The sequence below is a fragment of the Arthrobacter sp. Z1-15 genome (assembly GCF_054792395.1).
Map to the genome: position 1 here is coordinate 3,675,377 of NZ_CP096454.1, position 24,887 is coordinate 3,700,263.

The following is a 24,887-nucleotide window of genomic DNA, read 5'->3' on the forward strand; positions in this document are numbered from 1 at the left end:
GAGAGTTTCCCTGGGGGATTTCCGCGTCTAAGGCGGAGGAGATATCCACGCCACAGACCCGTATAACCCACATGCCGTTATCATTGCTGGAGCCGCGAGTCGAGGGCCGCTAGGACGGGCCGCGGGCGGGTTTCTTGGCCGTGGTCCGTGATCTGATCTGGCCCGCTCTGTTTCCCACCCGATGGCGTGACCAGGCTCGTGAAGGCTCAACAGCACCGTGACGAGCTGTTGGACCAGATCAAAGAGGCCGAACGCGAATACAAACGCGCATGCTCCCGTGCCCTTTGAGATGGCTGGAGCCAAGACGAACTGAAGAAGTTAGGACTCGATGACACGAACGGCGTTCGCCGCCGCTCCCGCAATCCGATTGATGCCGGCTAGTCCTGCACCAAGGGTTCATGCAGGTGGCGAGAGGTCATCCTGTAGAAGTGTTCATGAGCTCCTACACCTCAGCCGCTGCGGAGTCGTCCTCTGCAGTCTTCCGATCACGCTGCAACTTTTCGATAGCCCACTCATAGGGCTTCTGACCCCTGTCGTTCGCTAGCGGCCGCCCGAATATCTTCTGAGCGAATTCGCGGCGGAGATCATTTGCCTCATCTTCGTCCAACTTAGTCAGGAACGGATCAAGTGCATTCAGATCAAGCTGGGTTCGTCTAGCATCCCGTGCTTCCTTGCGGTGCCCCGAAGACTCGCGTGACATGAAGCCGGCCCCGAGAACAACAAGAGATGAGACGGTGGCCTTGATGATCGTCTCGGAAACTGTCGCGTCATGAACCCCGGTCAAGACAAACGATAGATATAGAAACCCTCCAATGGCGGCTGCTACGGCCCCTGCGCTCCACCAAAACGCTGCCCTCTCCTGGTTCCTGGCATATATTCCGTACTCGGCAGTAATCGTGTGGCGCGAGGTCGCATCGACGAGATTCCGGGATTGGCCTTCCATCTCATCAAGTTTCGCCAGTTGTTCTTCACCCCGGGTGAGTATCGAAGCAGCAGCCCTATCCGAAGCCTGTTTCCACTCCTCAACGCGGCTCATGAACGTGTTGTTCTGGTTATTCAGCGCCTCATCGAGTCTCTTTACCTGCTCGGCAATCTTGGTTTGCTCCGCAGTAATGACCGTCTGGAGACCCTCCACAGATTGACGCTCGTCGGCGACCGCACCATGTAACCACTGAACAGTTTCACCCAGGAAACTGCGGTGTGATGTCAATGCCTCCTCCAGCGCCATAGCAGCGTCCGACTGCACTAAGTAGAGAGGGAAGGGTTTCAAATCCTCTACAAGTTCATCGAGCAGCATCGGCAGATGAGGATTGTGTTCCGTTGGGTTTTCGACGAGCTCGTTAAGTTCCTCATGCACGCGCAGCAGCACCGATGCGAGAGCGTCTAAAGAGCCGGACCTCGGGATACGCCACGATTGGATGCTGAAGAGGCTGCGGACGTCTGCTAGGGCCAAACGGATGTGGTTCAGCGTCTCTACATTCTGCACCGCCTCGTCTTCAACCGAGTTGGCCGCCTTTTCCAGGAGGCCCTTGACGCGGTCCACGAGCGGCCACAACTCGTGTTCTTCGAAATCCATTTGGCTCAACGCCATTGTTGCTTCCCCCAGATAGTCCAGTTTGAGAATCACCATTCGACCAGACCGAACGGCATCCTGTAATCCTAGACAGTTAGCGAGACGGACCTGAATCCCGGACAGCCTCAGCGCAGTAAACGCCCGTAAGCCGGTCCTTCAGTGGAACAGCTCACACCGGCCCGAGGCGGGGGTGCGCGCTCATAGATGCGACCGTCCCGATTCCCTCAAGCCCCGCCCAATAAAGTGCTCGGTAGGCGCCCGCTAAACGGGAGGCATGGCGAGCTATCAACGGGTGCACGAATACGACCCTTTCCGTGCATGCTGATGTATCCCCAAAGACCAGGTGCCAGATCACTTAACTTCCGGGGCGCTGGTGCACGGAAATGTGCACGAAATACTCCTGAACGTTTCGTAGTACCGTTGCGAGTTTCGTTCACAAGAACCCCGTACCTAGGAAGCCTGCGCTTAGAACTGGATACCGCGCGAGAGCGCGCCGTCCACGAGGAGGTTTGCGCCGGTTGTCCGGCTGGAAACCGGGCTGGAGAGGAAGACGACGGCGTCGGCTACTTCCTGCGGGACCCCCATCCGCCCGGTGGGGTTAAGTGCCATCGACGCGGCGAACAGCTCCGGGTCGTTTGCCTCGATGCTCGGCCACACTCCGCCGTCGTGATACGTGTTTCCGGGCGAAACGGTGTTGGCCCGGATCCCCTGGTCCGCCAGCTGGAAAGCCAGGCCGGACATGTACGCAATGAGCGCGGACTTCACCGTTCCGTAGGGGCCGGAGGTGAAGTCCACTTCCCGTCCGGAGACGCTGGAGATGGCAACGAGGGAGGGAGAGGAACTGCCCCTAACGTGTGGAATCGCTGCCTTCATGAGGCGTACGGTGCCCAGCAGATCCACATCGAGGGAGGCCTGCCACCCTGCGTCGGAATCGTCGATGGCGAGGGCGCTGACGTTGCTGATCACCGCGTCGATTCCGCTAAAGCGTTCGGCCGCGCCCTCAACCCAGCGTGCCACCGCCGCAGCATTCCCCATGTCCACCGCCGTGCCCTCCACCAGCGGTCCCACGGCAGCCAGAACCTCCTCCGTCTCCGCCACTTGGGAGGCGTTGCGGGCGCAGAAGGCCACGTTGGCGCCTTCGGCCAGGAACGTTTCCACGATGGCCCGGCCAATCCCCCGCGTTCCTCCGGTCACCAGCGCGGTCTTTCCGGTCAGCTGCAGATCCATGATGATCCTTCCGGGTGAAGGTTAAACGAGTTCGGTACTGGTTAGACGAGTTCGGTACTGCGGCGGCGAAGATCGGCGTGGAGACCCTCATAGGCGTCCGCCGGCGGAAACAGTGCCTTCCGCGCCTTGACCACCACGCTGTAGTTGGCGTCCACCGCGTTGGCAATGGGGGCAAGCGCGGTCTGGGTCAGCAACTGGTACGCATCCATCTGATGGAGCCCGAAAAGCTCACCAAACCAGCGAACCATCTCCACCTGCCCAATCCGCCAGGAGTCCTCCATGGGACGCGAGGAGCCAACCGCCATCCACTCCGTGTCGGTCTCCAGCCGCGGCCAGGCCGGGGCTCCGCCCTTGATCAGTTCCACGATGATCGTGGAATTCATCGCTCCCTCAACGGCGGTGCCGCAGGCTTCGCCCTCCCCCTGCCGGTAGTGTCCGTCACCGACGGAGAACAAGGCACCCTCCTGGTTGACCCCGAGGTAGACCGTCGTTCCAGCCTTTACCTCCGGGGAATCCATGTTGCCGCCGAATCGCTCCGGCACCAGCGAGGAGCGCACCTCTCCGCCCGGCGGCGCTACGCCCACGGTGCCGAGCATCGGTTCAAGGGGAAGCGCAATCTCGAAGTCTCCGAAGCGGGCCTGAAATCCCACCGTCTGCCGTACGGAGTCAACGTGGTAAATCCAGGTGGTGTCGGGCAGCGGATCCTGCAAAAAAGCTGTCCGGTCGGTACTCGTCAGGCCGCCGAAAAATGGAATGGTGGCTGACGCGCCGTAACTCCGGGCGGGAGAGAGCTCCACGATATGAAGGGCCAGCGTGTCCCCGGGCTCTGCCCCTTCAACATAAAAGGGTCCGGTCTGCGGATTCACAAAATTCAAATCGACTTTTTCACTGGACAGGTCCTCAACCGACGTCAAGGCATTGTTGAAGGCATCCTCGGACCATAATTTCAGCGCTGTTCCCGGTTTTATCCGCAGCACCGGAGCTGCTCCCCCGAAGGTATAGACAAGTTGTTCACGACTGGGCCTGTATTCGACGGTCTCCATGCCCGGATACTATAGGCGCCGCTTTTCACAAACAACAGGTCTGGAGCACCGCGAAAAAGCCCCTCCGATTGACCTGCAAACGCTTGCCCGTCCCTCCGGCTGCCGGCGGGAGGGATAATGGACACCGGTCCGGATCAGCCGCGGCCGGAGCTCAGATCTACCAGCTAGGGGACGTCCATGACCTTGATCGACAACGGTGTGTATGTGGACGGCAAGCGGCAACACACTCCGGACAACCTCGACGAGACCTTCGAATTGACGCGCACGTCCGGCGGGATGGCGTGGATTGGCCTGTACCGGCCCGACGACGTCGAGCTGCTGGCAGTCGCCGAAGAATTCGGCCTGAACCTGCTGACCGTGGAGGATGCCCTGGCCGGGCATCAGCGGGCCAAGCTGGAGCACTACGATGACACCCTCTTTGCGGTGCTGCGCCCGGCCCGCTATCTCGATGAGGTGGAGCGCGTGGAGTTCGGCGAGCTGCACGTCTTTGTCGGTCCCAACTTTGTTGTCACCGTCCGGCACGCCGAATCTCCGGATCTTGGCCGCGTGCGCAAGCGGCTGGAACAGGAGCCGGACCTGCTGGCACTTGGTCCCCATGCCGTCCTCTATGCCGTGATGGACCAAGTGGTGGATGAATACGCACCTGTGGCCGCCGGGCTGGAGAACGACATCGACGAGATCGAGGACCAGCTCTTCGGCGGCGACGTGGAGGTGTCCCGCCGCATTTACGAGCTCTCCCGCGAGGTTATCCAGTTCCAGCGGGCGCTCTCTCCGCTGGAAGGCGTGGTGGGAGCCCTGCAGCGCAACGCAGACCAGTTTGGTGTTCCCGCCGAGCTGCGGGACAACCTTGGGGACGTACTGGACCACGTGCTGCGGCTGATCGACCGGGTCAATGCTTACCGCGCCCTGCTGGAGAACGCCCTGAACCTTGCCTCCACGCTGGCCTCGAACCGGCTGGCCGAAACCAGCATTGAACAAAACGAGCAGGTCAAGCGCATTTCTTCCTGGGCCGCCATCCTCTTTGCCCCCACTCTGGTGGGAACCATCTACGGCATGAACTTTGAACACATGCCGGAGCTGGGCTTGGAATGGGGTTATCCGCTGGCCCTGGTGGCGATGGTGGTTATGGGTGTTGCCCTGTATGTCACATTCAAGCGGAACAAGTGGCTTTGACGTTCAGCCTGCCGGCTTACTGAGATCCGTTTTTGCGGTATTCTGCACTGGTTTTGCGACTCTCACGCCATTGCGTTCAGTAACTGCTATGCCAGCGATGAAAACAGTGACGGCGAAATACAGGGGGATGAAACCCCCGAACCCGTCATCCTCCGGCATCCTCTGATTAGCCAGCAGGAACACCGCCGCCGCCACGGCTGCCCAGACGGCACTCCAAGTGAGCTTCACGGCCGTGCGTACGCCATGCCACATGGGAACTTTGCCGGTGACTCCGGTTTCCGTGCCATTTGCAGTCATACCCAGCCACGCGCCGACTTTACCCATGTTTTGGATCACTCCATTTCCGAATAATTCGTTGAACGTCGAAAGCTGCGGTCCTGCTATTCCCGGTTTCCACGCTCCCAGATCATCATCAAGGATCCAACTTATTCCGGCCCACCCGGAATGCGACAATTGACGGGTTCCTTCCCAGTGGGGATAAGGGATACGATCCGGGCATTCTCCCACTGACAGGAAAAGGACGGCCATGATGCGTTTTAGGACACCCGGCGGACGGCTGCTGCCGGCCGCCGCCCTCAGGCTGGCAGCGGCACTGCTGGTCGTGGCCGCCTTGGCTTCCTGCGCTGACAGTCCGGGCTCCGGGACGCCGTCGGTCGAAGGAACGTGGGGTGACACCGGCGATTCCAGTGCCCCCTCGCTGGACTTTGCATCCGATGGACGCGTTAGCGGAACCGACGGGTGCAACCGGCTGATGGGTCACTGGACGCAGGACGGCGCGTCAGTGGCGCTTAAGGAGATGGCCTCCACCCTGATGGCGTGCCAGGATGTGGACACGTGGCTCTCCGCAGCAGCCACCGCCGAGGTGGACGGTGACACGCTGGCATTGTTCGATTCGGACGGCGAACCGATCGGCACCCTCCGGCGCTAGGGCTGGCCGGCCGGTTCATCGAAGTGGATGATCTGCCGCAGGGCACGCCCTTCAGCCAAATCGTCCATGGCCCGGTTGATATCCCCGAGCCCGATCCGGGAGGAGACCAGCTTTTCCACCGGCAGCCGGCCCTGACGCCACAAATCGGCAAAGACGGGAATATCCCGGGACGGAACGGCAGAGCCCAAATAGCTGCCGATGATCGTCCGGGCTTCCGCAACCAGTGTGAGCGGCGAAACCCGGGCCATGGCATCCGGTGCCGGCAAGCCCACGGTAATCGTGGTGCCGCCCGGCTCCGTCAGGGCGACGGCGGTCTCGAAGGCCCGGGCGTTCCCGGCCGCTTCCACCACCACGGGCGCCGTAATTGCTCCGGACTGCGCATCCGCCGGGCTGTAGGCAGCAGCAGCTCCCAGCGCCACGGCCTGGTCCAGTTTGTCAGGATTTGCATCGATGCCTATGACTTCCGCCCCCAGCGCCCGGGCCGTGAGCAGGGCAGCCATGCCGACGCCGCCCAGGCCCACCACGATCAAGGTGTCCCCCGGCACCGGCTTGGCCAGGTTCAGTACGGCACCTCCGCCGGTCAGGACAGCACACCCCAGCAGGGCAGCAACCTCGGGTGGAACGTCCGCGTCCACCTTCACCACCGACCGCTGGTCAACGACGGCGTGGGTGGCGAAACCCGAGACGCCCAGGTGGTGCAGCACCTGGGCGTCTCCCCGGTGAAGCCGGACTCCTCCGGAGAGCAGGGTCCCCGCGGTGTTCGCCGCCGTCCCCTCGCTGCACGGCAGCAGGCCATTGGATTGGCAGCCCCGGCAGGACCCGCACCGTGGCAGGAACGTCATCACCACGCGGTCCCCGGGGACCAGGTCCACCACGTCGCCGCCCACGCTTTCCACGATGCCGGAGGCTTCGTGGCCCAGCAGCATGGGCACGGGCCGCACCCGGTCCCCGTTCACCACGGACAGATCCGAATGGCAGATTCCTGCGCACTCTATCCGGATAAGGATTTCACCGCGCTCCGGGGCATCAAGTTCCACATCACAAACCGTGAGCGGCAGCGAGTCCGCGTACTTTGCGGATTTACCCACCTGTTCCAGAACTGCACCCCGGATTTTCATGCGCTCCGCCTCATCTGTTGACCGTTAGCTGGCTTCTTTCCTGCAATCTACCGGTTCCTCCCGAAGCCCTGCCTCAATTTCTCAGGCCCCGGGATCAGGAGCGGCTCTGCGTCTGGACGTCTTCCACGTGCAGGTCCGCTCCCTTGGTTTCCCGGACCATGGAAACGGCAACAAAAGAGATGACGCACAGCACCATGATGTAGATACCGATGGACGGGGACCAACCCGTCTCGTTGAGCAGCATCTGCGCGATGGTCGGGGCAAACGCGCCGCCGAGAATCGCGCCGAGCGCGTAACCGATGGAGACGCCGGAGTAGCGCACCCGTGCCGGGAACATCTCCGCGTACAGGGCCGACTGCGGACCGTAGGAGAGCCCCAACCCAATGGTGAGCACGAAGATGGAGACCGCAAACAGCACGATGTTGGCAGTGTCGATGAGCAGGAACATCGGTACGGACCAGAGGAAGACCCACGCGTAGCCGATCTGGAACGTCTTGATCCGGCCGATCCGGTCGGAGAGTATTCCGCCGTACAGCGTAAAGATCAGCCAGCCGAAGGAGCCCAGGGTGGTGGCGAGCAGGACTGAAGGCCGGTGCATGCCCAGCCCTCCGGCATCAACCTTGCCCGTGGCATAGGAGGCGAAGAAAGCGATGACCAGGTAGCCCGCGGCGTTGTTGGCGATGAAGATCAGGGCGCTCAGGATCACTTCGCGGGTGTTGTGCTTGAACAGCTGGGCCAGCGGTGCGGAGGATTCCTTCTTGCGTTCCTGGATTTCCTTGAAGACCGGACTTTCCGAAACGGAACGGCGGATGAAATACCCGACGCCGATCAGCACCACGGAGAACAGGAACGGGATCCGCCAGCCCCAGGACAGGAACTGCTCCTCGCTGAGGGTGGTGCTCAGTACGTACATGACGAAGGTCGCCAGAATCATGCCGATGGGAACACCGATTTGGGGGTAGGCCCCAAAGAGCCCGCGCTTGTTAACCGGTGCGTGTTCCACCGAAAGCAGGGCCGCACCGCCCCATTCTCCGCCGGCGGAGAAGCCCTGCAGGATGCGCAGCAGCACCAGCAGGATCGGGGCGGCAACGCCGATCTGGGCGTAGGTGGGAACCAGGCCGATCAGGGCCGTTGACGCGCCCATCATGAGCAGGGTGAAGACCAGCATTTTTTTCCGTCCCAGCTTGTCGCCGAGGTGCCCGGCGACGACGGCGCCCAGCGGACGGAAGAGGAAACTGATGCCGATGGTCGCAAAGGAGACCACCTGCCCCAGCGGCCCCTCGCTGACGGGGCCGAAGTAAAGGGTCGCCAGAACGAGGCCGGCAGCCTGGGCATATATAAAGAAGTCGTACCACTCGATGGTCGTGCCGACCAGCGTTCCGGCGAGGACTTTCCGTTCCTCCTGCGTCATGCGCCCGTGGGGCTTCGCTGCAGTGTTGTTGCTCATGAAAACTCCGTTGTTGTCTGGGGGGGTCAGCTGTGTGATCAGCGGGTGCGCAGGCAATAACTGAAAGAACGGTCGGTCACTGCCTGCGGTAAAAATACACCCAATGAGAGGTAGATCACAGAAGGCGGCCCGAGATGCCCGTTTATGACGAAGACGGGCCGGGTAAATGAAGCGATGCTGCAGCCGAGCCTGGGCTGGCCGGGCTGGGGGTTGGAAGGGCGGCAAAAGAGGTTCAGAATGGTTTTCGGTTTCTGACCTGCCGCATCCCGCATGCCCATCCGCATTCCCCACCGGACCCCATCCCATCCCCATCCCCCACCGAACGGCGCCTTCCCCTTGGACACCATCAACCCGGGAACCCTTAAACCCTGGCCGGCCCTTTGGTCGCTCGTCATCGGCTTTTTCATGATTCTGGTGGATTCCACCATCGTGAATGTGGCCACCCCGGCCATCATGGCCGACCTGAGCGCCGACATCGACAAGGTCATCTGGGTCATCAGCGCCTACCTCCTGGCCTACGCAGTGCCGCTGCTGGTCACCGGCAGGCTCGGCGACCGCTTCGGCCCCCGGCGCATCTACCTTGCGGGACTGGTGGTCTTCACCGGATCCAGCGCCTGGTGCGGCTTCGCCGACACTGTGGACATGCTCATCCTGGCCCGGGTGGTGCAGGGCCTGGGCGCAGCGCTGATGACACCTCAGACAATGTCCGTCATCACCCGGATCTTCCCGCCGCAGAACCGCGGGACCGCTCTCGGGCTGTGGGGCGCGACGGCGGGCGTGGCCACTCTGGTGGGCCCGGTCCTGGGCGGCGTCCTCGTGGACAGCCTGGGCTGGGAATGGATTTTCTTTATCAATGTTCCCGTGGGAGTTGTCGGGTTCATCCTGGCCTTCCGCCTCGTGCCGAAGCTCCCCACAGCCGTGCACCGCTTCGATCTGCCGGGCGTCTTCCTCAGCGCTGCCGGGATGTTCTGCCTGGTGTTCGGCATCCAGGAAGGCGAATCGTACAACTGGGGCACGATTGCCGGTCCGCTCTCCGTGTGGTCACTGATCATTGCGGGCCTCGTCCTGCTGGCACTCTTTGTCCTCTGGCAGCATGTGAACCGCAGCGAACCGCTCCTGCCGCTGAGCCTGTTCCGGGACCGCAACTTCTCACTCGCCAACGCTTCCATCACTGCGATGGGGTTCGCCATTACGGCATTCTCACTGCCGCTGATCCTCTATGCGCAGACCGTCCGCGGCCTCAGCCCCACCCAGGCGGCACTGCTGCTGACACCCATGGCGGTGCTTTCGGGCGTGCTGGCACCGCTGGCGGGCAAACTCGCCCAGCGGGGCAACCCGAAATTCATGGCCGTCGCAGGTTTCGCAGCCCTGTCCGTATCCCTGTTCTGGCTCGGGAGCATCCTGACCCCGGATACGCCGTACTGGCTGCTGATGCTGCCCGTCGCACTCATGGGCCTGGCCAATTCCTGCATCTGGTCTCCAGTGTCCCTGACCGCCACCCGGAATCTTGCCCCCGACGTTGCCGGCGCCGGCTCCGGTGTCTACAACACCACCCGGCAGTTTGGCGCCGTTATCGGCAGCAGCGCGATTGCCGCCATGATGCAGTCCCGTCTTAGTGCACAACTGGGTGCCGACGCGGACGGCGGACAGGCATCGGGCGGCGTCCTGCCGGAACCGCTGGCCGCCGGCTATGCAACAGCCATGGGCCAGTCCCTGTACCTGCCCGGCGTCGTGATTCTGATCGGCCTGGCCACGGCTCTCTTTTACGCCCGCCCCGCCGCGGAAAAGGCCGCAGCCGGATCCTCTCCGGCAGCCACCCCCGGCACGGAGAAATCCTCCCGCGGGCACTGACCCCCGGCCGCGCGCATCCTGCGGAGCCGGCGTACTGAGTGTCCGGCCGTGCGCAGCCGCGAGTCGCCGTAGGGAATGCCTCCGCGCAGACGCCAGCCCACTGCCAGCCACACACACAGCGCCCGCTCCAGTATCCACAGCGGGGCCCAGAGTGCGGCACCAGGGCTGAACACCCCGGCGCCGTGCGCCCGCCGCCGGCCCGCTTCGGCCGCGAGAATGCCCGCAGCCGCGAGTGCCGCCAACCCCGCAGGTTTCCGCAGGCACACCAGTATTGCGGGAAGCAGCGCCAGCTCGGCGGCCAGGCGCACGGGCTGGGCAAAGTCGTCATACGCCTGCCGCACCCGCTGGCGCCGAAAGTGCGGAGCCGAACACGGGACCCGGGGAACAAACAGGTCATCAGCCCTGATCTCGCGTCCCCCCGCTGCGCGGACGGTCCGCAGCAGCTCCAGGTTTTCGAACAACACGTTTCCGCTGTACCCGCCGGCGGCCTGAAGGGTTGATCTGCGGAGAACAAGCGTCCCGGGGTAATCCGATCCGAAGGCCCGGTTGATCAGCGTTCTGGCCGTATCCCAGCGGGCATGCCAGGGAAGCGGGCCAGGGAAAAAATTCTGGGGACGGACGACGTCGGCCCCTGCCAGCAGCGCGACGGCGCGCTCCAGCGCCGCACGCGTGTACCGCACGTCGTCGTCGGCAATCACGAGGTATTCGCGCTCCATCAACTGGACTCCGGTCAGCACCCCCGCCACTTTTCCGTTGGCGCAGCCCGAGTGCCGGGGCCGGCAGTGGCGCACTGCACGGGGAAGGGCACGGGCGTGGGCAGCAAACACCTCCGGAGGTGATCCATCAACCACCAGGACCGGGATCCAGCGGCTCAGCTCCTCCAGATAAGAGCACAGCGGTTCCAGATCCGCGTCATCGTGCCATTTGAGCGGCAGTATGTATCCGGCCTCCGACAGCTGCGGCCCTCCACTCGTCACTGTTTTCCTCCTTGCCCCCGCACCGGCCCCGCAGTCCCTCCCGTGGCTCTTCATCATGGTTCCTGCTCCGGTGGCCGGCGCTCCGCGGCTGCCGGGAAAGGGCAGCCGCGGAGCGGTCCTGCTATTCCTTGTGCAGTTTGTCCTGCATGCTGCCAGCCATCTTCTCGACGACGTTCGGCACATCGGTGGTGCCGTAGTAGCGGGCATCCACGCGGGTGGGCGGCGGCATGGGCGACGACGTCGTCGGTCCGTCGTGGTAGCTGAACTCGCCGTGGCCGTCGGGCGTGGGGCCCGAAGCCCAGGTCCCCTCGGACGCAGCTTTCCCGTCGGAGAAGTTCAGGTACTGGTAAGACACTGACCGTTCTTCCTTCTTGATCGGGAAGTTCGACGGAACGGGCAGCAGTTCGGCGCCTTCCGCCTGCAGTTCCTTCGCCGCCGCCATCCACTGGTTCTGGTGCATGGTGTCCCGCGCCAGCAGGAAGGACAGCATGTCCCGCACCCCGTGGTCATCGGTCATGTGGTAGAGCCGGGCGACCTGAAGCCGGCCCTGCATTTCCGCGTTGGCATTGGCCGTGAAGTCAGCCAGCAGGTTGCCGCTGGCGGTGATGTAGCTGCCCTGCCAGGGGTTTCCGTTGGAGTCCACGGGGCGTGCTCCGGCACCGGCAACGATGGCCTGCTGGACGTCCATGCCGCCGACGACGGCCGCCACTGTCGGGTCGGACTGAACGGCGTCTTCGGTAATGCCCAGCGGCGCCTTTTCCAGCAGCTGGGCGATCATGATCGCCAGCATCTCCACGTGGCCCATCTCCTCGGCGCCGATCCCGTAGAGCAGGTCCCGGTACTTGCCGGGGATGTGGGAGTTCCAGGCCTGGAAGCCGTACTGCATGGCAACGGTAATTTCACCGTACTGGCCGCCCAGGACTTCCTGGAGTTTGCGGGCATAGACGGCGTCCGGCTTGTCAGGCGTGGCCTTGAACTGGAGCTCCTGTTTGTGAAAGAACAATCTGCACCTCCGAAAGACGTTTCCGGCTTACGGTCCGTGAGGGGACCTGCGGTCTTATGCTGAAAAACTAGCCCAAAGACAAACTTGTAAGCAAGCTTTGTATTATTATGGCTGCATGGGCCACGGCGTATTCCACACAAGTAACGGTGCAGGCCAGGGGCGAAAAACCCCGGTGGAGGCCTTTGATGAGTTCCTTAGTGATCATCTCCAGAACCTGATTCTGGACAGCGCTGATGTGAAGGAATTCCTCTCCCGATTTGCCGACTATTCGGCGAGGCGCTTCTCGACGGACGACTCTGAAGTTATCTGCGGCCTGACCCTGCTGCGGGAGCGGAAACGGATCAGCGTTGCCTTCAGCGATGAGCGGGCGCACCGGCTGGACGAGATCCAGAACGACTTCAGCGAGGGGCCGTGCCTTTATGCTGCACGGGAGCAGGCCACGGTCCATCTTTCCGATCTGGGTCGCGAGACGCGGTGGCCCGAATATGCCGCAGTTCTCCGGGAGCACGGCATTGCTTCGCTGGTTGCCGTGCCGTTCAACCTCGAATCGGACGGATCCGCAGCCCTCAACCTCTACTCAAGACGCCCCAATGCCCTGGACGCCCTGACGATTGCCGCAGCCGAGGAGTACGCCGGCAGGGCAGCCAAGTCCCTGCGGCTGGCCGTACGGTTCTCGGTCCGCGAAGACAACGCCGCTGATCTGGCGGCTGCGCTGGAGTCACGGACGGTGATCGATCTTGCGGTGGGAATCATCATGGGCCAGAACCGCTGCAGCCAGCACGAAGCCTTCACCATCCTGCGGACAGCGTCCGGGCGGAGCAACATGAAGCTCCGGGACCTGGCCGCACAGCTCGTAGCCTCCGTAGGTGAACCAGCACCGCAAACACATTTCGACACGTAAGCCTCGGCCGTCCCAGTCTCGTCAGCACCGTGCAAAGTGAGGGTGCCTGGGGGATTGCGGGCACAGCGACCCGGGCGTTACCGTTGTTACGGCCCAGAAGTGCGCCATGCTTTCCACCAACACGTCATGGTCCGGGGAAGATATGGAACATAAACTTAACGCACTGATCCGGCTGGACCTTGATCCGGCCTCTGCTGTCATTGAAATTACCGGCTGCCTAACCCTGGGCGGTTCCCAGGCGCTCCTGCCGGTGATCCGCCGCCTCGGGAACCTGATCCCCGGCGGACACCATTTCGTTACGGTCAGCCTCCTGTGTGCCAGACACATAGACGCCGAGGGGCTTGCCTACCTGCAGGGGCTGCGCTCCATGTCGCCCGAGTCATTGACGGGCGCTCCGCTGACGCTGCGGATCCAGGCTCCGGACATCCTGCCGGAATGCCCCGCCCGGGCCTACGTTTCAGCCGGGACCGGCCGCAGCACCGAAAGGGGGGCTGACTGGTGAGAACCAGATACCTGAAACCTTTTTTCCCCGACCAGTTGAACTCGATGGGGCTTCCCACCGATCCGACTGACACCCATGGCTTGGCAGCCCTTCCGACCCCGACCCTCCAGGGACTGGCGGACCGGGTTTTTGAGCAGCTGGACACCGACTATCCCTCATTGGAAGCCGCTGACTGGTACAACGCCCTGGCTGACATCCTGAACCAGCGTGCGGAGAGTCCCCAAGCCTTGGACCGCCCAGCTTGAGCGCTGCCGCACAAGCCGCACAACCTCCCCGGTGGGGCCGAAATTTTGCGCTCGCCTGTGTAGTATCGGATATATCCGAGCGTGGCACGGACACTGTCTCCAAGCACTGTCCCTCTCACGCGGCCCACCGTTGGACCGGCACTCACTGGCCCCGAAACGAATGCGAGGCCAAGCATGACTGCCGAACTTCCGCTCGATGAACTGTCCACCACCTTTGCCCGGATTCAGGGGCTGCTGCTGACCGAGGAAACGGTCAGTCATGCCGTGGACCTTCTTGCTGATGCTGCCAAGGAAGCCATTCCGGGAACCTCGGGGGCGGGCGTGTCCCTGATGGACGAACAGGGGCGCCGAACCAGCCGCGGAGCCACCGACGATATTGTGAAGCAGGCCGACGCCCTGCAGTATCAACTCGGTGAAGGTCCGTGCATCACGTCCTGGGCAACAACGGGGACCGTGCGCTCAGATGATCTGATCACTGAAGAACGGTGGCGGCTCTGGACCCCGCGGGCCGCCGCACTGGGGCTGCGTTCCGTCCTGAGCGCACCGCTGGTCTTCCAAACCGAGTCACTCGGAGCCATCAAGGTTTATTCGAAGCTCCCGGGCGCCTTCGATGCCCGCAGCGAACGGCTGTTGACCCTCTTTGCCGGTCCGGCCGCCACACTCCTGGCCAACGTTCAGTCCGCCGAGGCTCCCCGCCGCCTCAGCAGGCAGCTCAAGGAGGCCATCACCAGCCGTGACTCCATTGCCTTTGCGCGGGGCGTCCTCATGGAGCGTGAAGGGCTGAGCGAGGACGACTCCATGGCGCGCCTACTCGAGATCGCGCGCAGCAGCAGGGCGACCCTCCGTGCTGCCGCCGAGTCGATTGTCTCGGGCAGCGGAAAGCCCCAGGGCTGAGGACGGGAAGAATGGGCTTTGATGCAGTGGAGCCGGAACAGCGGAGACGGCTGAGGTTGGCATTGACCCAGGCCGGCCTCGGGACTTCCCAGCTCTGGATGAAGTACTTCAGCATTGGCGGCGAGGCCGGGGAGTATGAGGTGGATGCGTACCTGAACGGTTCTTTGTCCCTTCCCCCGCTGCAGCGCGACATCCTGGCACATGCGGCAAACGAGCTGATTGACGACCTGCCTCCCCGGCTGCGTGCACCCTACTGCGACGACGATGACCTGGCCGGGCCAGGCAACCGCCGGGAGCAGTCCTCCGATGAGTTGCGCACCGAAGGAGAGTCCGGCCGGGAATCAGGCAGACCCCGCAGGGATGCCGGTCCGGACCAGGGATGATCCGGACCGGCAAAGGTTCCTATTCCTTATTCAGCTTGTCCTGAACCGCACCGGCCGTTTTTTCAACGGCGTTGGGCAGCTCGGTGGTGCCGTAGTAGCGGGAATCGGGGTGGGTGGGCGGCGGCATGGGAGCCGACGTCGTCGGTCCGTCGTGGTAGCTGAACTCGCCGTGGCCGTCGGGCGTGGGCCCCGAAGCCCAGCTCCCCTCGGACGCTGTTTGACCGTCGGAGAAGTTCAGGTACTGGTAGGAAACCTCGCGGTATTCCTTGTTCAGCGGGAAGTTGGACGGGACGGGCAGCTGCTCCGCTCCTTCCGCCTGCAGTTCCAGGGCTGCGGTGGTCCACTGGTTCTGATGCATGGTGTCCCGCGCCAGCAGGAAGGACAGCAGGTCCCGAACCCCGTGGTCGTCGGTCATGTGATAGAGGCGGGCCACCTGCAGGCGGCCCTGCATTTCAGCGTTGGCGTTGGCCGTGAAGTCGGCCAGCAGGTTGCCGCTGGCGGTGATGTAGCTGCCCTGCCAGGGGTTTCCGTTGGAATCAACGGCACGGGCGCCGGCGCCGGCCACGATGGCATGCTGGACATCCATTCCGCCTACCACTGCCGCCACCGTGGGATCGTCCTGCACGGCATCCGACGTAATCCCCAGCGGAGCCTTTTCCAGCAGCTGGGCGATCATGGTGGCCAGCATCTCGACGTGGCCCATTTCCTCGGCGCCGATCCCGAACAACAGGTCACGGTACTTGCCCGGAACGTGCGCATTCCAAGCCTGGAATTCGTACTGCAGAGCCACCGTGATTTCACCGTACTGTCCGCCCAGGACTTCCTGAAGCTTGCGGGCATAAACGGCATCGGGCTGGTCAGGCGTGGACTTGAATTGAAGCTCCTGCTTGTGGAAAAACATATGTACCTCCGGGAGGGTTGAAGCACCCGGTTCCGCACCTCCGTCAGGGGCCGGCAAGCCGGTGCACGTGTGCCCAACGTAATCCCGGCACCCCTCCCGGCGGAAGGGTAATCAGCGTACTTATCAATTTCCTTTTCCAAGTCGCTGCCGGTTCCGCGGCAAGCCTCCGGTCCTGTGACCGGCCCCACCCTCAGGAGTCGCTAGACTACCCCAATGCCCCATGACGATCAGCCCCGGGACGCCGGAAACCAGCCCTCGAGCCAGCCCTCCCCGATGGAAGAAGCCAGCGACGACTTCGTTGTCCGCCGCCACACCCTGCCTTCCGGACTCCGTTACACCACCACCGCCGGGCGCATGGTGCTGCGGAGCGAAGAAACCAAGGACGGCAAGGCGGACGGGTTCCGGCCCCGGGCGGAGATTTTCCTCGTGGCCTACACCGCAGACGGGGAAAGTCCCACCCCTGCAGCGGCTGCCGCCAACACCCCGGAGACAGCAGCGGAAACTGCCGCACCAGCCAACCGGCGCCCCGTAGTGTTCGCCTTCAACGGCGGGCCGGGATCCTCTTCGGTCTGGCTGCACATGGGCCTGCTGGGGCCCCGCATGGCGGACTCCGGGGACGTCGGATCCCTGACCCCTCCCCCGTTCGGGCTGACGGACAACCCGGAAACGCTGCTGGAGCACGCGGACCTGGTGATGATCGATCCGGTCAACACCGGTTTCTCCCGGGTGGTGGACGGCGTTGAGTCCGGCCAGTTCCACGGCTTCGAGGCGGACCGGGATCTCGTCGCCGAGGTCATCAGGCTGTGGACCACCCGCAACAACCGCTGGCTTAGCCCGAAGTATCTGGTGGGAGAGTCGTACGGCACGCTGCGCGCGGTCGCCGTGGCCGGGCGCCTGTTTGACGCCTACGGGATGGCGGTGAACGGGCTGGGCCTGATCTCCACCGTGCTGAACATGGCCACGCTGAACTTCGCACCGGGCCGCGACACGCCCTATGCGCTGCACCTGCCCACCTATGCGGCCATCGCCCATTTCCACGGCCGGCACGGGGACCGGGAACTGGCCGACGTGGTGCGCGAAGCCGAGGAGTATGCGGGCCGGGACTTCGGCTACGCCCTCACGCAGGGAGCGCGGCTCAGCGCGGAAGAGTTCGACGACGTCGTCGGCCGGCTGGCCGAGATCACCACCCTTGACCGCGGGTTCATCCGGCGCACCAACCTGCGCTGGGATTACGCGCAGTTCTCCGCAGAACTGCTGCGGGACAAGAACCTGGTGGTGGGCCGGATCGATGGCCGCTTCACTGCACCGGCGGCCCATCAGCAGGATTCCATCAACTGGGACGATCCCAGCCTGGCAGCCATCAACGGGCCGTACTCGTCGGCGGTCAACCACTACGTGCGGGCCGAACTGGGCTACGAAAACGACCTGCCCTATGAAATCCTCACCGGCCGGGTGCAGCCCTGGAGTTACAAAAACTTTGAAGGGGTTCCCGTGGACGTTACCGACACGCTGGAGCGCCTCCTGACGCACATTCCCTCCCTGCGGGTGCATGTGGACTACGGATACCACGACGGCGCAACGCCCCATTTCGCCGCGGAGTACGTTTGGGCACACATGCGGCTGGACGACGCAGCGCGGTCAAGGTTTTCGCACCACTACTACGAGGCCGGACACATGATGTATGTGAACCCCGGGTGCCGGGTGGACCAGCTCGCCGCGCTGCGGGAGTTTGTCAGCGCCGGCTGAGCGGGGCTACCGGGAGGCGAAGTGCCACCAGATCCCGCCGACAAAGACAGTGCCGGCCGCAAAGGCGAAGGCGAGCTCCAGCAGGATGCCCAGGCCCATGGCCTTCAGTGCCGCATAGCTGGCAGACCAGGCCTGCGGCAGGCTGCGCCGGCGCAGGAATTCACTCAGCAGCAGCCCGAGGGTGAACCCGATGATCAGCCCCACCACGGGAATGACAAACATCCCCACAATTCCCACCACCACCCCGGCCAGGACCGAGGCATTGGGGACCTTCCGCTGTTTCAGCCGGCGGCCGGTCAGCACCGCACTGGACAGCAGGCCGGCCGCGGCCAGCACTGCACCGACGCCGAAGGCCCACCAAGCCGCGGCGCTCTGCATACCCAAAGCCCATCCCAGCAGCGCGGCAATGATCAGGATGCTGCCCGGCAGAACCGGAATGACTATGCCCGTCATACCCACGGCGATGGCCAGGGCGGCAATGACGGTGATGATGATGTCGGGGTCCATCCCCCCAGTCTTCCACCCGGGCCCCGGTCTTCCACCCGGGCCGCGGCGCACCGGCTGCGGCCCATCGGTCGCCAACCCGCGGCGGTCGATACTAAGCTTGCTTACAGAGCGGCAACCCCGGTCTGCACCCAATTGCATCAGGAGAGACAGATGAGCACCGACTCAGGCAACAATGGCCGGCCCGGAGCATCCGACGGCTCCACCGGCAGCACCGGCAACCCGGTGGGACCGGACGGCGGACGCCTGCGGGACCGTTCCGGCCGGGTCCCGTCAGCGGACGAAACCCAGGTCCTTCCCGCCGGCAACAGTGATGCCGGGACACCTCCGGCAGCCGGGGCAACCGCGGCCGGGGCCTCTTCGACGGCATCGTCCGGAGCCTCCCCCGACGCCGGGCACAGCGGCCCGCAGCACGACGACGACGGCCGCACCCGGGCCATGCCCCTCAGTGCCACCAAGGACCCCGACGCCGACTACGCCGGCGACGGCTCCCGGTCCGGACACAGCGGGATGGATGACGGACGGGCTACGGCAGGCAGCGGCCGCGGCACCGACAGCCGCACGGCACTGCCCGGCAAGGCAAACCGTGAGGCCCTGCTGGCCATGGAAAAGGAACGGTTCGGCGGCATGAAGTTTGGTGCGGCCTTTTTCGGCTGGCTGACCGCCACCGGCATGGTGGTACTCCTCTCGGCACTGGCCGCCGCCATCGGTGCCGCCGTCGGCTTCTCCACCGACAATGACCTGGGCCAGTCCCTCGACCAGGCAATGGCCAACCAGAGCGCCGGCATTATCGGGACAGTGATCCTGCTGGTGATCCTCCTGCTCGCCTATTACGCCGGGGGTTACGTGGCCGGCCGGATGGCCCGCTTCAACGGCCTGAAGCAGGGCCTGGCGGTCTGGCTCTGGGCCCTGATTGCCGGAGTGGTTGTGGTGGTGCTGGGACTGATTTTCGGGGATGACATCCGCAGCATCACCCAGCTGAACACCGTCGCGCCGCTGCCCGAGGATCTCGGCGGAGCAAGCGCCGTAACTTGGCTCGCCGTTGCCGCCACGCTGGCCGCGACGCTCATCGGTGCACTGCTCGGCGGCCTTGCCGGCATGCGCTACCACCGCCGCATCGACCGCGCGGACTACAGCGACGCCGACGTCCGCGCCTAGCAGGACGGCTCCTCCCAGGACGGCTCCACCCGATTAACAGCAAACCGGCCCGCACCTTCGAAAAGGTGCGGGCCGGTCCTTGTTAAGGCAGCTTGGCGCTAAGGCAGCTTGGCTGCGCCCTGCTTACGGGGAGGGCGTGCCGCCGTTGACGTTCAGGGTTTCGCCGATCACGTAGCTGGACTCGGGCGACGCCAGGAAGACGTAGGCCGGGGCGAGCTCGGTCGGCTGGCCGGCGCGGCCCAGCGGAGTGTCCTTGCCGAACTCCGGCAGCATCTCCTTGGGCTGTCCGTCGGACACCTGCAGCGGCGTCCAGAACGGCCCCGGAGCCACCGCGTTGACGCGGATGCCCTTGGGTGCCAGCTGCTGGGCCAGGCCCTTGGTGAAGTTGTTGATGGCCGCCTTGGTGCTGGCGTAATCCAGCAGGAACGGCGACGGGTTGTACGCCTGGATGGACGTGGTGTTGATGATGCTTGATCCGGCCGGCAGGTGCGGCAGCGCGGCCTTGGTGATGCGGAAGAACGCGTAAATGTTGGTCTTGAACGTGTCATCGAGCTGCTCGTCGGAGAGGTCCTCGAGGTTCTCCACGGCAACCTGCTTGCCCGCGTTGTTCACGAGGATGTCCAGCCCGCCCAGGGCCTCGACGGCGTCGGACACCAGCTGGGCGCAGTACGCTGCGTCGCGGACGTCGCCGGGAAGCGCCACGGCCTTGCGGCCGGCAGCCTCAACGAGGCGGACAATTTCCTGCGCGTCTTCCTCTTCCTCGGGCAGGTAGGCCAGCGCGACGTCGGCACCTTCCCGGGCGTAGGCGATGGCCACTGCCGCGCCGATGCCGGAGTCGGCCCCGGTAATGAGAGCCTTGCGCCCTTCCAGCCGGCCGGTGCCGCGGTAGGATTCCTCGCCGCGGTCCGTCTTCGGCTCAAGGTCTGCATCCAGGCCGGGCTCGGGCTGGTCCTGCTTGGGCGGAGTAATCGTCGGGAAGCGGTCCACCGGGTTCTGGAAGGTGTACTGATCGTTTGTGCTGCCGTTTGTCATGGAGTTTCCCACTTTCGGTAGGTCATTCTGCATGCGGTACGCCCGTCCCGGGCGAGCGGATTCCCGCCGGGAGAACAAGCGTAAGTATGCTTACTATCCTAGACCTGCAGGACTTCCCGGCTCAAGTTTGGCTCTGCCGGAGGCTAAAACAGCATGCTGAGGAACCCCACGCTGACACTGGCCACCAGAGCAATAATCAGGAGCCAGACAATGACGGTTCGGTACTTATTCATGGTTCGCATAGTCAGACGAGTCTACCCAGCCGGCGCCCTGCGCGTTCGGGTGGAGTACAGGGCGGTCACGGCAGCGAGCGCTGACAGCGTCATGATGACCGCCAGCGGCAGTGCTGATTCTCCCCCTGCCAGCCCGGTGAGCGGTGACACGAGTGCACCCGCGAAGAACTGTCCGCCGCCCAGGACCGCCGAACCGCTGCCAGCCGCCCGCCCCACTTCGGCCAGTGCCAGGGAGGTGGTGTTGCCCATGATGAAACCCACCGAAGACGCTGCACAGAAGATGGGCACGGCCAGCAGCAGGGGCGGGGCTGCGGTGACCGTCAGCGCCAGTATCGCCAGGGACATCGCGAGCAGCACGGAAACCGCGGCGGTGACTGTTTTCCGCGGCGGAACGCGCCGGGCCAGCCGGGCGGAGATGAACCCGGAAGCCACCAGCCCCAGGGCATTGATGCCGAAGGCCATTCCGTAGGCCGACGCCGAGAGCCCCATGAGGTTTTGGTAAATGAACGGAGAGGCTGAAATGTATCCCATCAACACTCCAAAGGTGCTGGCAAACAGGACTGCGTAGCCCAGGAACTTCCGCTTGCGCAGCACGCCGGCCAGGCCCGCCAGCATCGGCCCGCTGCTGCGGTGCGTGCGGGGCTGGGTCTCAGAGAGAACGGAAGCGGCACAGACGAACATCACCAGGGCCAGCCCCGCCAGCACCCAGAGCACTCCCCGCCAGCCCGCAGTTTCCGCCAGCAGGCCGCCGACTGTCGGTGCGACGACCGGAGCCACCCCTCCGATCGTCATCAACAGGCTGAAGGTGCGGGCCGACGTCGCTCCGGTCGTCAGATCCGCGACCATGGCCCTGGCGATGACCACTCCGGCGGAGGCGCACAATCCCTGCACCAGCCGGGCGGCTACCAAAACTGCCAGTGTCGGGGCGAGCGCGCAGGCGGCTGAGGCCAGAACGAAGCCCGCCGATCCCAAGAGGAGCGGGCGGAAGCGACCGTAACGGTCGGACAGGGGTCCGAACACCAGCTGCCCCGTCCCCATGCCGAGCAGGAAGGCCGTGAGCGTGAGCTGCACGCCCGTGGCTGACACCCCGAGATCGTCCGTCATAACCGGAAACGAGGGGAGGTACAGGTCCGTGGCGAACGGACCGGTGGCGGAGAGCAACGCCAGGACCAGGAGCAGACCGGTGGTCATAACGGTGGCCGGAGTGCGGCGAAGGGCGCGAAACATACGCATGATGCTACGTCCCCCTCGCCTGCGGCCCCGCCGGAGGGGAGGATGAAAGGGACGGCGGGCAGAATTCCGGCACGGCCCGCAGACCGAAAGGAACGGTTTCGCGATGAGCACTGGCGACGAGGACCGAAAGCAGATTGTCGTGGGCGTGGACGGCTCCCGCCTCTCCATCGAAGCACTGTGGAAAGCCCACCGCCTGGCTGCAGTGCTCGGCTGCCCGCTGCGGGTCATCACGGTGTGGGAGCAGGCCATTTCGCTGACCTCCCCCATCCCCACCGGCATCTGGTCTCCGCACGTCGAGGCGGAGCACACACTGGACGACGTACTGCAGGAAGCGTTCGGCACCGACATTCCGGCGGACCTGACACGTACCGCGCTGGTGGGCCCGCCGGTGGAGCTTCTGATTGAAGCCAGCCGCGGCGCGGAGATGCTGGTGGTGGGCAACCGCGGCCGGGGAGGCTTTGCCGGGCTGCTGCTCGGTTCCGTGAGTTCGGTGCTGGCCGCCCACGCGCACTGCCCGGTGCTTATTGTCCACCGCGGCGAGTCCGGAGAACCCGCCTAGGGGAACGGCGGCGGCGCGGGCGGCAGCTGTGGTGTCTAGTTGTCCGCCGTGGCGCGGCGCAGGATGAGCACTGCCCCCGCGGCGGCAACCAGCATCAGGACCACGCCGATAAGGGACGTGGTAACCACGCCGGAATCAAAGGCGGCCCGGGCGGACTCCAGCAGCTGATGCGCCGCACCTTCCGGCAGCCGCTGCGCCGCCTCGACGGCACCGCCGAGGGTTTCGGACGCTGCTTCGGCATCAGCGGGGGCGAGCCCCTCAGGCAGCACGACGCCGTTCCGGTAGCCGGCGGTCAGGATGCTGCCGAGCACCGCAGTGCCCAGGACCGCGCCCACTTCATAGGCGGTCTCGGAGATCGCCGAGGCGGCGCCTGCCTTGGTGGGCGGCACGGACGAGAGGATCAGGTCATTGGAGATGGTCTCCGCAGCGCCGACCCCGAGGCCCAGCACCATGAACGCGGCCATCAGTTCACCCACCCCGCCGCCTCCGGTCACCAGGATGACGGTGTAGCCCACGGCGTTGAGCAGCAGTCCGCCGGCAATGATGTAGCCGGGACGCACGTGCCGGACCACGCGCACCACGGCCAGGCCGGCGATGATGGTCAGCACAAGGCCCGGCAGCATGATCAGCCCGGCCTGCTGGGGAGACTTCGCCAGGACCAGCTGCAGGTGCTGGGACAGGAAGAAGATGAAGCCGACCAGTGAGAAGACGCTGAGCAGATTGGCGCCGATCGACCCGCTGAAGGTGGGGTTGCGGAACAGCCGCACATCCAGCATGGGATGCAGCCGGCGGAGCTGGCGGCGGACAAAGAGCACGCCGAAGACCAGCCCGACGGCGATCGGAACCAGCGATTCCGTGCCGACCCCCGACGTCGCAATCGCCTTGATGCCGTAGACGACCGGGAACATGGCGGCCATGACCAGCAGCACGCTCCACAGGTCCACCGGACCCGGGTTGGGGTCGCGGGACTCGGGCAGCAGCATCGGGCCGAACACCAGGAGCGGAATGAGCACCGGTACGGAGAGCAGGAACACCGAACCCCACCAGAAGTGCTCCAGCAGCAGGCCGCCGACGATGGGGCCCAGCGCAGCGCCGCCGGAGAAACCTGCGGCCCAGACGGCAATGGCGATCCTGCGCTGGGACGGAACGGTGAAGATGTTCCGGATCAGCGACAGCGTGGCCGGCATCAGCATGGCGCCGAACAGGCCGAGCAGGGCCCGGGCCGCGATGAGCGCTTCGGCGGTGGGGACAAAAGCTGCTGCGGCGGAGACCAGGCCAAACCCGGCGCTGCCGATCAGCAGCAGCCGGCGCCGGCCGATCCGGTCGCCCAGGGCACCCATCGGCACCAGCAGCCCGGCCAGGACCAGGGCGTAGATGTCCACGATCCACAGCAGTTCGGTCCCGGAGGGCGCGAGCGCACGGGACAGTGACGGGATCGCAAAGCTCAGGACCGTATTGTCCACTGAGATCAGCAGCACCGGCAGCATGAGCACAGCGAGACCCAGCCATTCACGCCGGCCGGCTCGTTGGGTGTGGGGTGCTTCCTGTACCGCGGGCACAGCTGTCTCCTTCGCTCATCGTTGGGGTGTGTCAGCACGCGCGGACGGGGCCGCAAGCTTTACTGTACCGTCTAGACTGTACAGCACAGATGGCGTAGCGTAAACGTATGCCTGAGCACACTTCCACCCGGGACCGCATCCTCTTCGCCTATGAGGAGCTGCTGATCAATGAGGGTCCCCGCGGCGCCACCATGGACGCCGTCATCGCACTGGCCGGAGTGTCCAAAGGCGGACTGCTCTACCACTTCAAGAACAAGGAAGCCCTGGCCGCAGCACTCATCACCCGGCTCGGGGAACTGGCAGCCGTTGACATGAAGGCAATGAGCGCGGACCCCGAGGGTCCGGCCCGGTATCTGGTCCGCGAATCCGTCTACGTGGGCAGCGCGCTGGACCGCGCGCTGATCGGCGTCGTCCGCCTGGCCCAGGCCTCGGACCCGGACGCATCGGCCATGCTCGAACAGATTCACCACAATTGGATGCAGCTGATCCTCCAGGAGGTCGGCAACCCGGCCATCGCGCGTGCCATCCTGCTCCTGGGCGACGGCCTGTACTACAACCAGGGGCTCGCCGGCGGCTGGCCCCGGGAGAAGAGCACGTCCACAGCGGAATCCGTGGCCGAACTGCTGGAAGTCGTGGAAGTCCTCAAAACCCATGCAGCTTCCCTCCAACGCTCACGCTAGGGCCTGTGCCACAGTAG

General features: G+C 64.5%; 25 protein-coding genes. 12 read left to right on the forward strand and 13 right to left on the reverse strand.

Translation table 11 applies throughout. The features are described from left to right. Positions 1-442 precede the first annotated feature (442 nt). The 3 genes from M1D40_RS17065 to M1D40_RS17075 all read right to left on the reverse strand — a co-directional run bounded on the left by M1D40_RS17065 (position 443) and on the right by M1D40_RS17075 (position 3,843). A complete protein-coding gene (locus M1D40_RS17065) occupies positions 443-1,630 on the reverse strand; it encodes a hypothetical protein (RefSeq protein WP_461169608.1) in 1,188 nt (395 codons plus the stop codon). A 408-nt stretch (positions 1,631-2,038) separates the two neighbouring features. Continuing rightward, positions 2,039-2,800 (reverse strand): SDR family NAD(P)-dependent oxidoreductase, encoded by a 762-nt coding sequence (locus M1D40_RS17070; RefSeq protein ID WP_461169609.1) that lies wholly within the window; start codon positions 2,798-2,800, stop codon positions 2,039-2,041. Between the two features lie 41 nt (positions 2,801-2,841). Continuing rightward, on the reverse strand, positions 2,842-3,843 hold the full coding sequence (locus M1D40_RS17075) for an acetamidase/formamidase family protein (RefSeq protein ID WP_341394344.1): 1,002 nt from the start codon (positions 3,841-3,843) through the stop codon (positions 2,842-2,844). Between the two features lie 177 nt (positions 3,844-4,020). Between M1D40_RS17075 and corA the strand changes: the two genes are divergently transcribed. Continuing rightward, positions 4,021-5,016: a magnesium/cobalt transporter CorA gene (gene corA, locus M1D40_RS17080; protein WP_341394345.1), complete on the forward strand. Its 996-nt coding sequence runs from the start codon at positions 4,021-4,023 to the stop codon at positions 5,014-5,016. 3 nt (positions 5,017-5,019) lie between these two features. On the opposite strand, the gene M1D40_RS17085 is transcribed toward corA, so the two are convergent. Next, positions 5,020-5,544: a hypothetical protein gene (locus M1D40_RS17085; protein WP_461169610.1), complete on the reverse strand. Its 525-nt coding sequence runs from the start codon at positions 5,542-5,544 to the stop codon at positions 5,020-5,022. Here M1D40_RS17085 and M1D40_RS17090 point away from each other — a divergent pair. Then, complete coding sequence (locus M1D40_RS17090; RefSeq protein ID WP_461169611.1) at positions 5,543-5,944, forward strand: META domain-containing protein; 402 nt, start codon at positions 5,543-5,545, stop codon at positions 5,942-5,944. The two genes, M1D40_RS17085 and M1D40_RS17090, sit on opposite strands and share 2 nt — an antisense overlap. Here M1D40_RS17090 and M1D40_RS17095 read toward each other — a convergent pair. Further along, the gene (locus tag M1D40_RS17095; RefSeq protein ID WP_461169612.1) at positions 5,941-7,062 is read right to left on the reverse strand and encodes an alcohol dehydrogenase catalytic domain-containing protein; all 1,122 of its coding nucleotides are present in this window, start codon (positions 7,060-7,062) and stop codon (positions 5,941-5,943) included. The two genes, M1D40_RS17090 and M1D40_RS17095, sit on opposite strands and share 4 nt — an antisense overlap. 94 nt (positions 7,063-7,156) lie before the next feature. Next, a complete protein-coding gene (locus tag M1D40_RS17100; RefSeq protein WP_461169613.1) occupies positions 7,157-8,509 on the reverse strand; it encodes an MFS transporter in 1,353 nt (450 codons plus the stop codon). Positions 8,510-8,914: 405 nt separating this feature from the next. On the opposite strand from M1D40_RS17100, the gene M1D40_RS17105 reads away from it, so the two are divergent. Continuing rightward, complete coding sequence (locus M1D40_RS17105) at positions 8,915-10,360, forward strand: DHA2 family efflux MFS transporter permease subunit (protein ID WP_461171080.1); 1,446 nt, start codon at positions 8,915-8,917, stop codon at positions 10,358-10,360. On the opposite strand, the gene M1D40_RS17110 is transcribed toward M1D40_RS17105, so the two are convergent. Together M1D40_RS17110 and M1D40_RS17115 are read right to left on the reverse strand one after the other, a co-directional pair. Further along, entirely contained in the window at positions 10,273-11,337 is a 1,065-nt protein-coding gene (locus tag M1D40_RS17110) for a glycosyltransferase family 2 protein (RefSeq protein WP_461169614.1), read from the reverse strand. The genes M1D40_RS17105 and M1D40_RS17110 overlap by 88 nt on opposite strands. Positions 11,338-11,458: 121 nt before the next feature. Then, positions 11,459-12,340, reverse strand: a complete 882-nt coding sequence (locus M1D40_RS17115; protein ID WP_461169615.1) for a manganese catalase — start codon at positions 12,338-12,340, stop codon at positions 11,459-11,461. A 172-nt stretch (positions 12,341-12,512) separates the two neighbouring features. Between M1D40_RS17115 and M1D40_RS17120 the strand changes: the two genes are divergently transcribed. From M1D40_RS17120 to M1D40_RS17140, 5 genes are all read left to right on the forward strand, one after another. Then, a complete protein-coding gene (locus tag M1D40_RS17120) occupies positions 12,513-13,241 on the forward strand; it encodes a GAF and ANTAR domain-containing protein (protein WP_461169616.1) in 729 nt (242 codons plus the stop codon). 106 nt (positions 13,242-13,347) lie between these two features. Further along, positions 13,348-13,743: a hypothetical protein gene (locus tag M1D40_RS17125; protein WP_461169617.1), complete on the forward strand. Its 396-nt coding sequence runs from the start codon at positions 13,348-13,350 to the stop codon at positions 13,741-13,743. Beyond that, positions 13,740-13,988, forward strand: a complete 249-nt coding sequence (locus M1D40_RS17130) for a hypothetical protein (protein WP_461169618.1) — start codon at positions 13,740-13,742, stop codon at positions 13,986-13,988. The genes M1D40_RS17125 and M1D40_RS17130 overlap by 4 nt, the downstream gene beginning before the upstream one ends. 174 nt (positions 13,989-14,162) lie before the next feature. Then, the gene (locus M1D40_RS17135) at positions 14,163-14,882 is read left to right on the forward strand and encodes a GAF domain-containing protein (RefSeq protein WP_461169619.1); all 720 of its coding nucleotides are present in this window, start codon (positions 14,163-14,165) and stop codon (positions 14,880-14,882) included. 11 nt (positions 14,883-14,893) lie between these two features. Continuing rightward, a complete protein-coding gene (locus tag M1D40_RS17140; RefSeq protein WP_461169620.1) occupies positions 14,894-15,265 on the forward strand; it encodes a hypothetical protein in 372 nt (123 codons plus the stop codon). A gap of 19 nt (positions 15,266-15,284) precedes the next feature. Here the strand turns inward: M1D40_RS17140 and M1D40_RS17145 are convergent, their stop codons facing one another. Beyond that, entirely contained in the window at positions 15,285-16,166 is an 882-nt protein-coding gene (locus tag M1D40_RS17145; protein ID WP_341394358.1) for a manganese catalase, read from the reverse strand. Between the two features lie 213 nt (positions 16,167-16,379). Between M1D40_RS17145 and M1D40_RS17150 the strand changes: the two genes are divergently transcribed. Beyond that, positions 16,380-17,912: a S10 family peptidase gene (locus tag M1D40_RS17150; protein ID WP_461169621.1), complete on the forward strand. Its 1,533-nt coding sequence runs from the start codon at positions 16,380-16,382 to the stop codon at positions 17,910-17,912. A 6-nt stretch (positions 17,913-17,918) separates the two neighbouring features. Here M1D40_RS17150 and M1D40_RS17155 read toward each other — a convergent pair whose 3' ends face one another. Then, complete coding sequence (locus M1D40_RS17155; RefSeq protein ID WP_341394360.1) at positions 17,919-18,419, reverse strand: DUF456 domain-containing protein; 501 nt, start codon at positions 18,417-18,419, stop codon at positions 17,919-17,921. A gap of 150 nt (positions 18,420-18,569) precedes the next feature. Here M1D40_RS17155 and M1D40_RS17160 point away from each other — a divergent pair, with 150 nt between their 5' ends. Beyond that, positions 18,570-19,574 (forward strand): hypothetical protein, encoded by a 1,005-nt coding sequence (locus M1D40_RS17160; RefSeq protein WP_461169622.1) that lies wholly within the window; start codon positions 18,570-18,572, stop codon positions 19,572-19,574. Between the two features lie 123 nt (positions 19,575-19,697). Here M1D40_RS17160 and M1D40_RS17165 read toward each other — a convergent pair whose 3' ends face one another. Both M1D40_RS17165 and M1D40_RS17170 read right to left on the reverse strand, forming a co-directional pair. Continuing rightward, positions 19,698-20,606 carry an SDR family oxidoreductase gene (locus M1D40_RS17165; RefSeq protein WP_152221190.1) on the reverse strand — a complete coding sequence of 303 codons (909 nt, stop codon included), beginning with the start codon at positions 20,604-20,606 and terminating at the stop codon, positions 19,698-19,700. A gap of 254 nt (positions 20,607-20,860) precedes the next feature. Continuing rightward, on the reverse strand, positions 20,861-22,066 hold the full coding sequence (locus M1D40_RS17170) for a multidrug effflux MFS transporter (RefSeq protein WP_461169623.1): 1,206 nt from the start codon (positions 22,064-22,066) through the stop codon (positions 20,861-20,863). Between the two features lie 109 nt (positions 22,067-22,175). Here M1D40_RS17170 and M1D40_RS17175 point away from each other — a divergent pair, with 109 nt between their 5' ends. Further along, positions 22,176-22,631 (forward strand): universal stress protein, encoded by a 456-nt coding sequence (locus tag M1D40_RS17175; protein WP_341394364.1) that lies wholly within the window; start codon positions 22,176-22,178, stop codon positions 22,629-22,631. A gap of 35 nt (positions 22,632-22,666) precedes the next feature. On the opposite strand, the gene M1D40_RS17180 is transcribed toward M1D40_RS17175, so the two are convergent. Beyond that, positions 22,667-24,190 carry an MFS transporter gene (locus tag M1D40_RS17180; protein WP_461169624.1) on the reverse strand — a complete coding sequence of 508 codons (1,524 nt, stop codon included), beginning with the start codon at positions 24,188-24,190 and terminating at the stop codon, positions 22,667-22,669. Positions 24,191-24,297: 107 nt separating this feature from the next. On the opposite strand from M1D40_RS17180, the gene M1D40_RS17185 reads away from it, so the two are divergent. Continuing rightward, positions 24,298-24,870: a TetR/AcrR family transcriptional regulator gene (locus M1D40_RS17185; RefSeq protein ID WP_341394366.1), complete on the forward strand. Its 573-nt coding sequence runs from the start codon at positions 24,298-24,300 to the stop codon at positions 24,868-24,870. Positions 24,871-24,887: the final 17 nt, after the last annotated feature.

What these genes read in the sequence shown, in the direction of transcription:
- M1D40_RS17105 (WP_461171080.1), top strand. Translation starts at nt 8,915, where the DNA reads ATGATTCTGGTGGATTCCACCATCGTGAATGTGGCCACCCCGGCCATC.
- M1D40_RS17100 (WP_461169613.1), bottom strand. Translation starts at nt 8,509, where the DNA reads ATGAGCAACAACACTGCAGCGAAGCCCCACGGGCGCATGACGCAGGAG.
- M1D40_RS17155 (WP_341394360.1), bottom strand. Translation starts at nt 18,419, where the DNA reads ATGGACCCCGACATCATCATCACCGTCATTGCCGCCCTGGCCATCGCC.
- M1D40_RS17150 (WP_461169621.1), top strand. Translation starts at nt 16,380, where the DNA reads ATGCCCCATGACGATCAGCCCCGGGACGCCGGAAACCAGCCCTCGAGC.
- M1D40_RS17075 (WP_341394344.1), bottom strand. Translation starts at nt 3,843, where the DNA reads ATGGAGACCGTCGAATACAGGCCCAGTCGTGAACAACTTGTCTATACC.
- M1D40_RS17070 (WP_461169609.1), bottom strand. Translation starts at nt 2,800, where the DNA reads ATGGATCTGCAGCTGACCGGAAAGACCGCGCTGGTGACCGGAGGAACG.
- M1D40_RS17170 (WP_461169623.1), bottom strand. Translation starts at nt 22,066, where the DNA reads ATGTTTCGCGCCCTTCGCCGCACTCCGGCCACCGTTATGACCACCGGT.
- M1D40_RS17135 (WP_461169619.1), top strand. Translation starts at nt 14,163, where the DNA reads ATGACTGCCGAACTTCCGCTCGATGAACTGTCCACCACCTTTGCCCGG.
- M1D40_RS17065 (WP_461169608.1), bottom strand. Translation starts at nt 1,630, where the DNA reads ATGGTGATTCTCAAACTGGACTATCTGGGGGAAGCAACAATGGCGTTG.
- M1D40_RS17125 (WP_461169617.1), top strand. Translation starts at nt 13,348, where the DNA reads ATGCTTTCCACCAACACGTCATGGTCCGGGGAAGATATGGAACATAAA.
- M1D40_RS17185 (WP_341394366.1), top strand. Translation starts at nt 24,298, where the DNA reads ATGCCTGAGCACACTTCCACCCGGGACCGCATCCTCTTCGCCTATGAG.
- M1D40_RS17095 (WP_461169612.1), bottom strand. Translation starts at nt 7,062, where the DNA reads ATGAAAATCCGGGGTGCAGTTCTGGAACAGGTGGGTAAATCCGCAAAG.
- M1D40_RS17085 (WP_461169610.1), bottom strand. Translation starts at nt 5,544, where the DNA reads ATGGCCGTCCTTTTCCTGTCAGTGGGAGAATGCCCGGATCGTATCCCT.
- M1D40_RS17160 (WP_461169622.1), top strand. Translation starts at nt 18,570, where the DNA reads ATGAGCACCGACTCAGGCAACAATGGCCGGCCCGGAGCATCCGACGGC.
- M1D40_RS17090 (WP_461169611.1), top strand. Translation starts at nt 5,543, where the DNA reads ATGATGCGTTTTAGGACACCCGGCGGACGGCTGCTGCCGGCCGCCGCC.
- M1D40_RS17165 (WP_152221190.1), bottom strand. Translation starts at nt 20,606, where the DNA reads ATGACAAACGGCAGCACAAACGATCAGTACACCTTCCAGAACCCGGTG.
- M1D40_RS17145 (WP_341394358.1), bottom strand. Translation starts at nt 16,166, where the DNA reads ATGTTTTTCCACAAGCAGGAGCTTCAATTCAAGTCCACGCCTGACCAG.
- corA (WP_341394345.1), top strand. Translation starts at nt 4,021, where the DNA reads ATGACCTTGATCGACAACGGTGTGTATGTGGACGGCAAGCGGCAACAC.
- M1D40_RS17140 (WP_461169620.1), top strand. Translation starts at nt 14,894, where the DNA reads ATGGGCTTTGATGCAGTGGAGCCGGAACAGCGGAGACGGCTGAGGTTG.
- M1D40_RS17175 (WP_341394364.1), top strand. Translation starts at nt 22,176, where the DNA reads ATGAGCACTGGCGACGAGGACCGAAAGCAGATTGTCGTGGGCGTGGAC.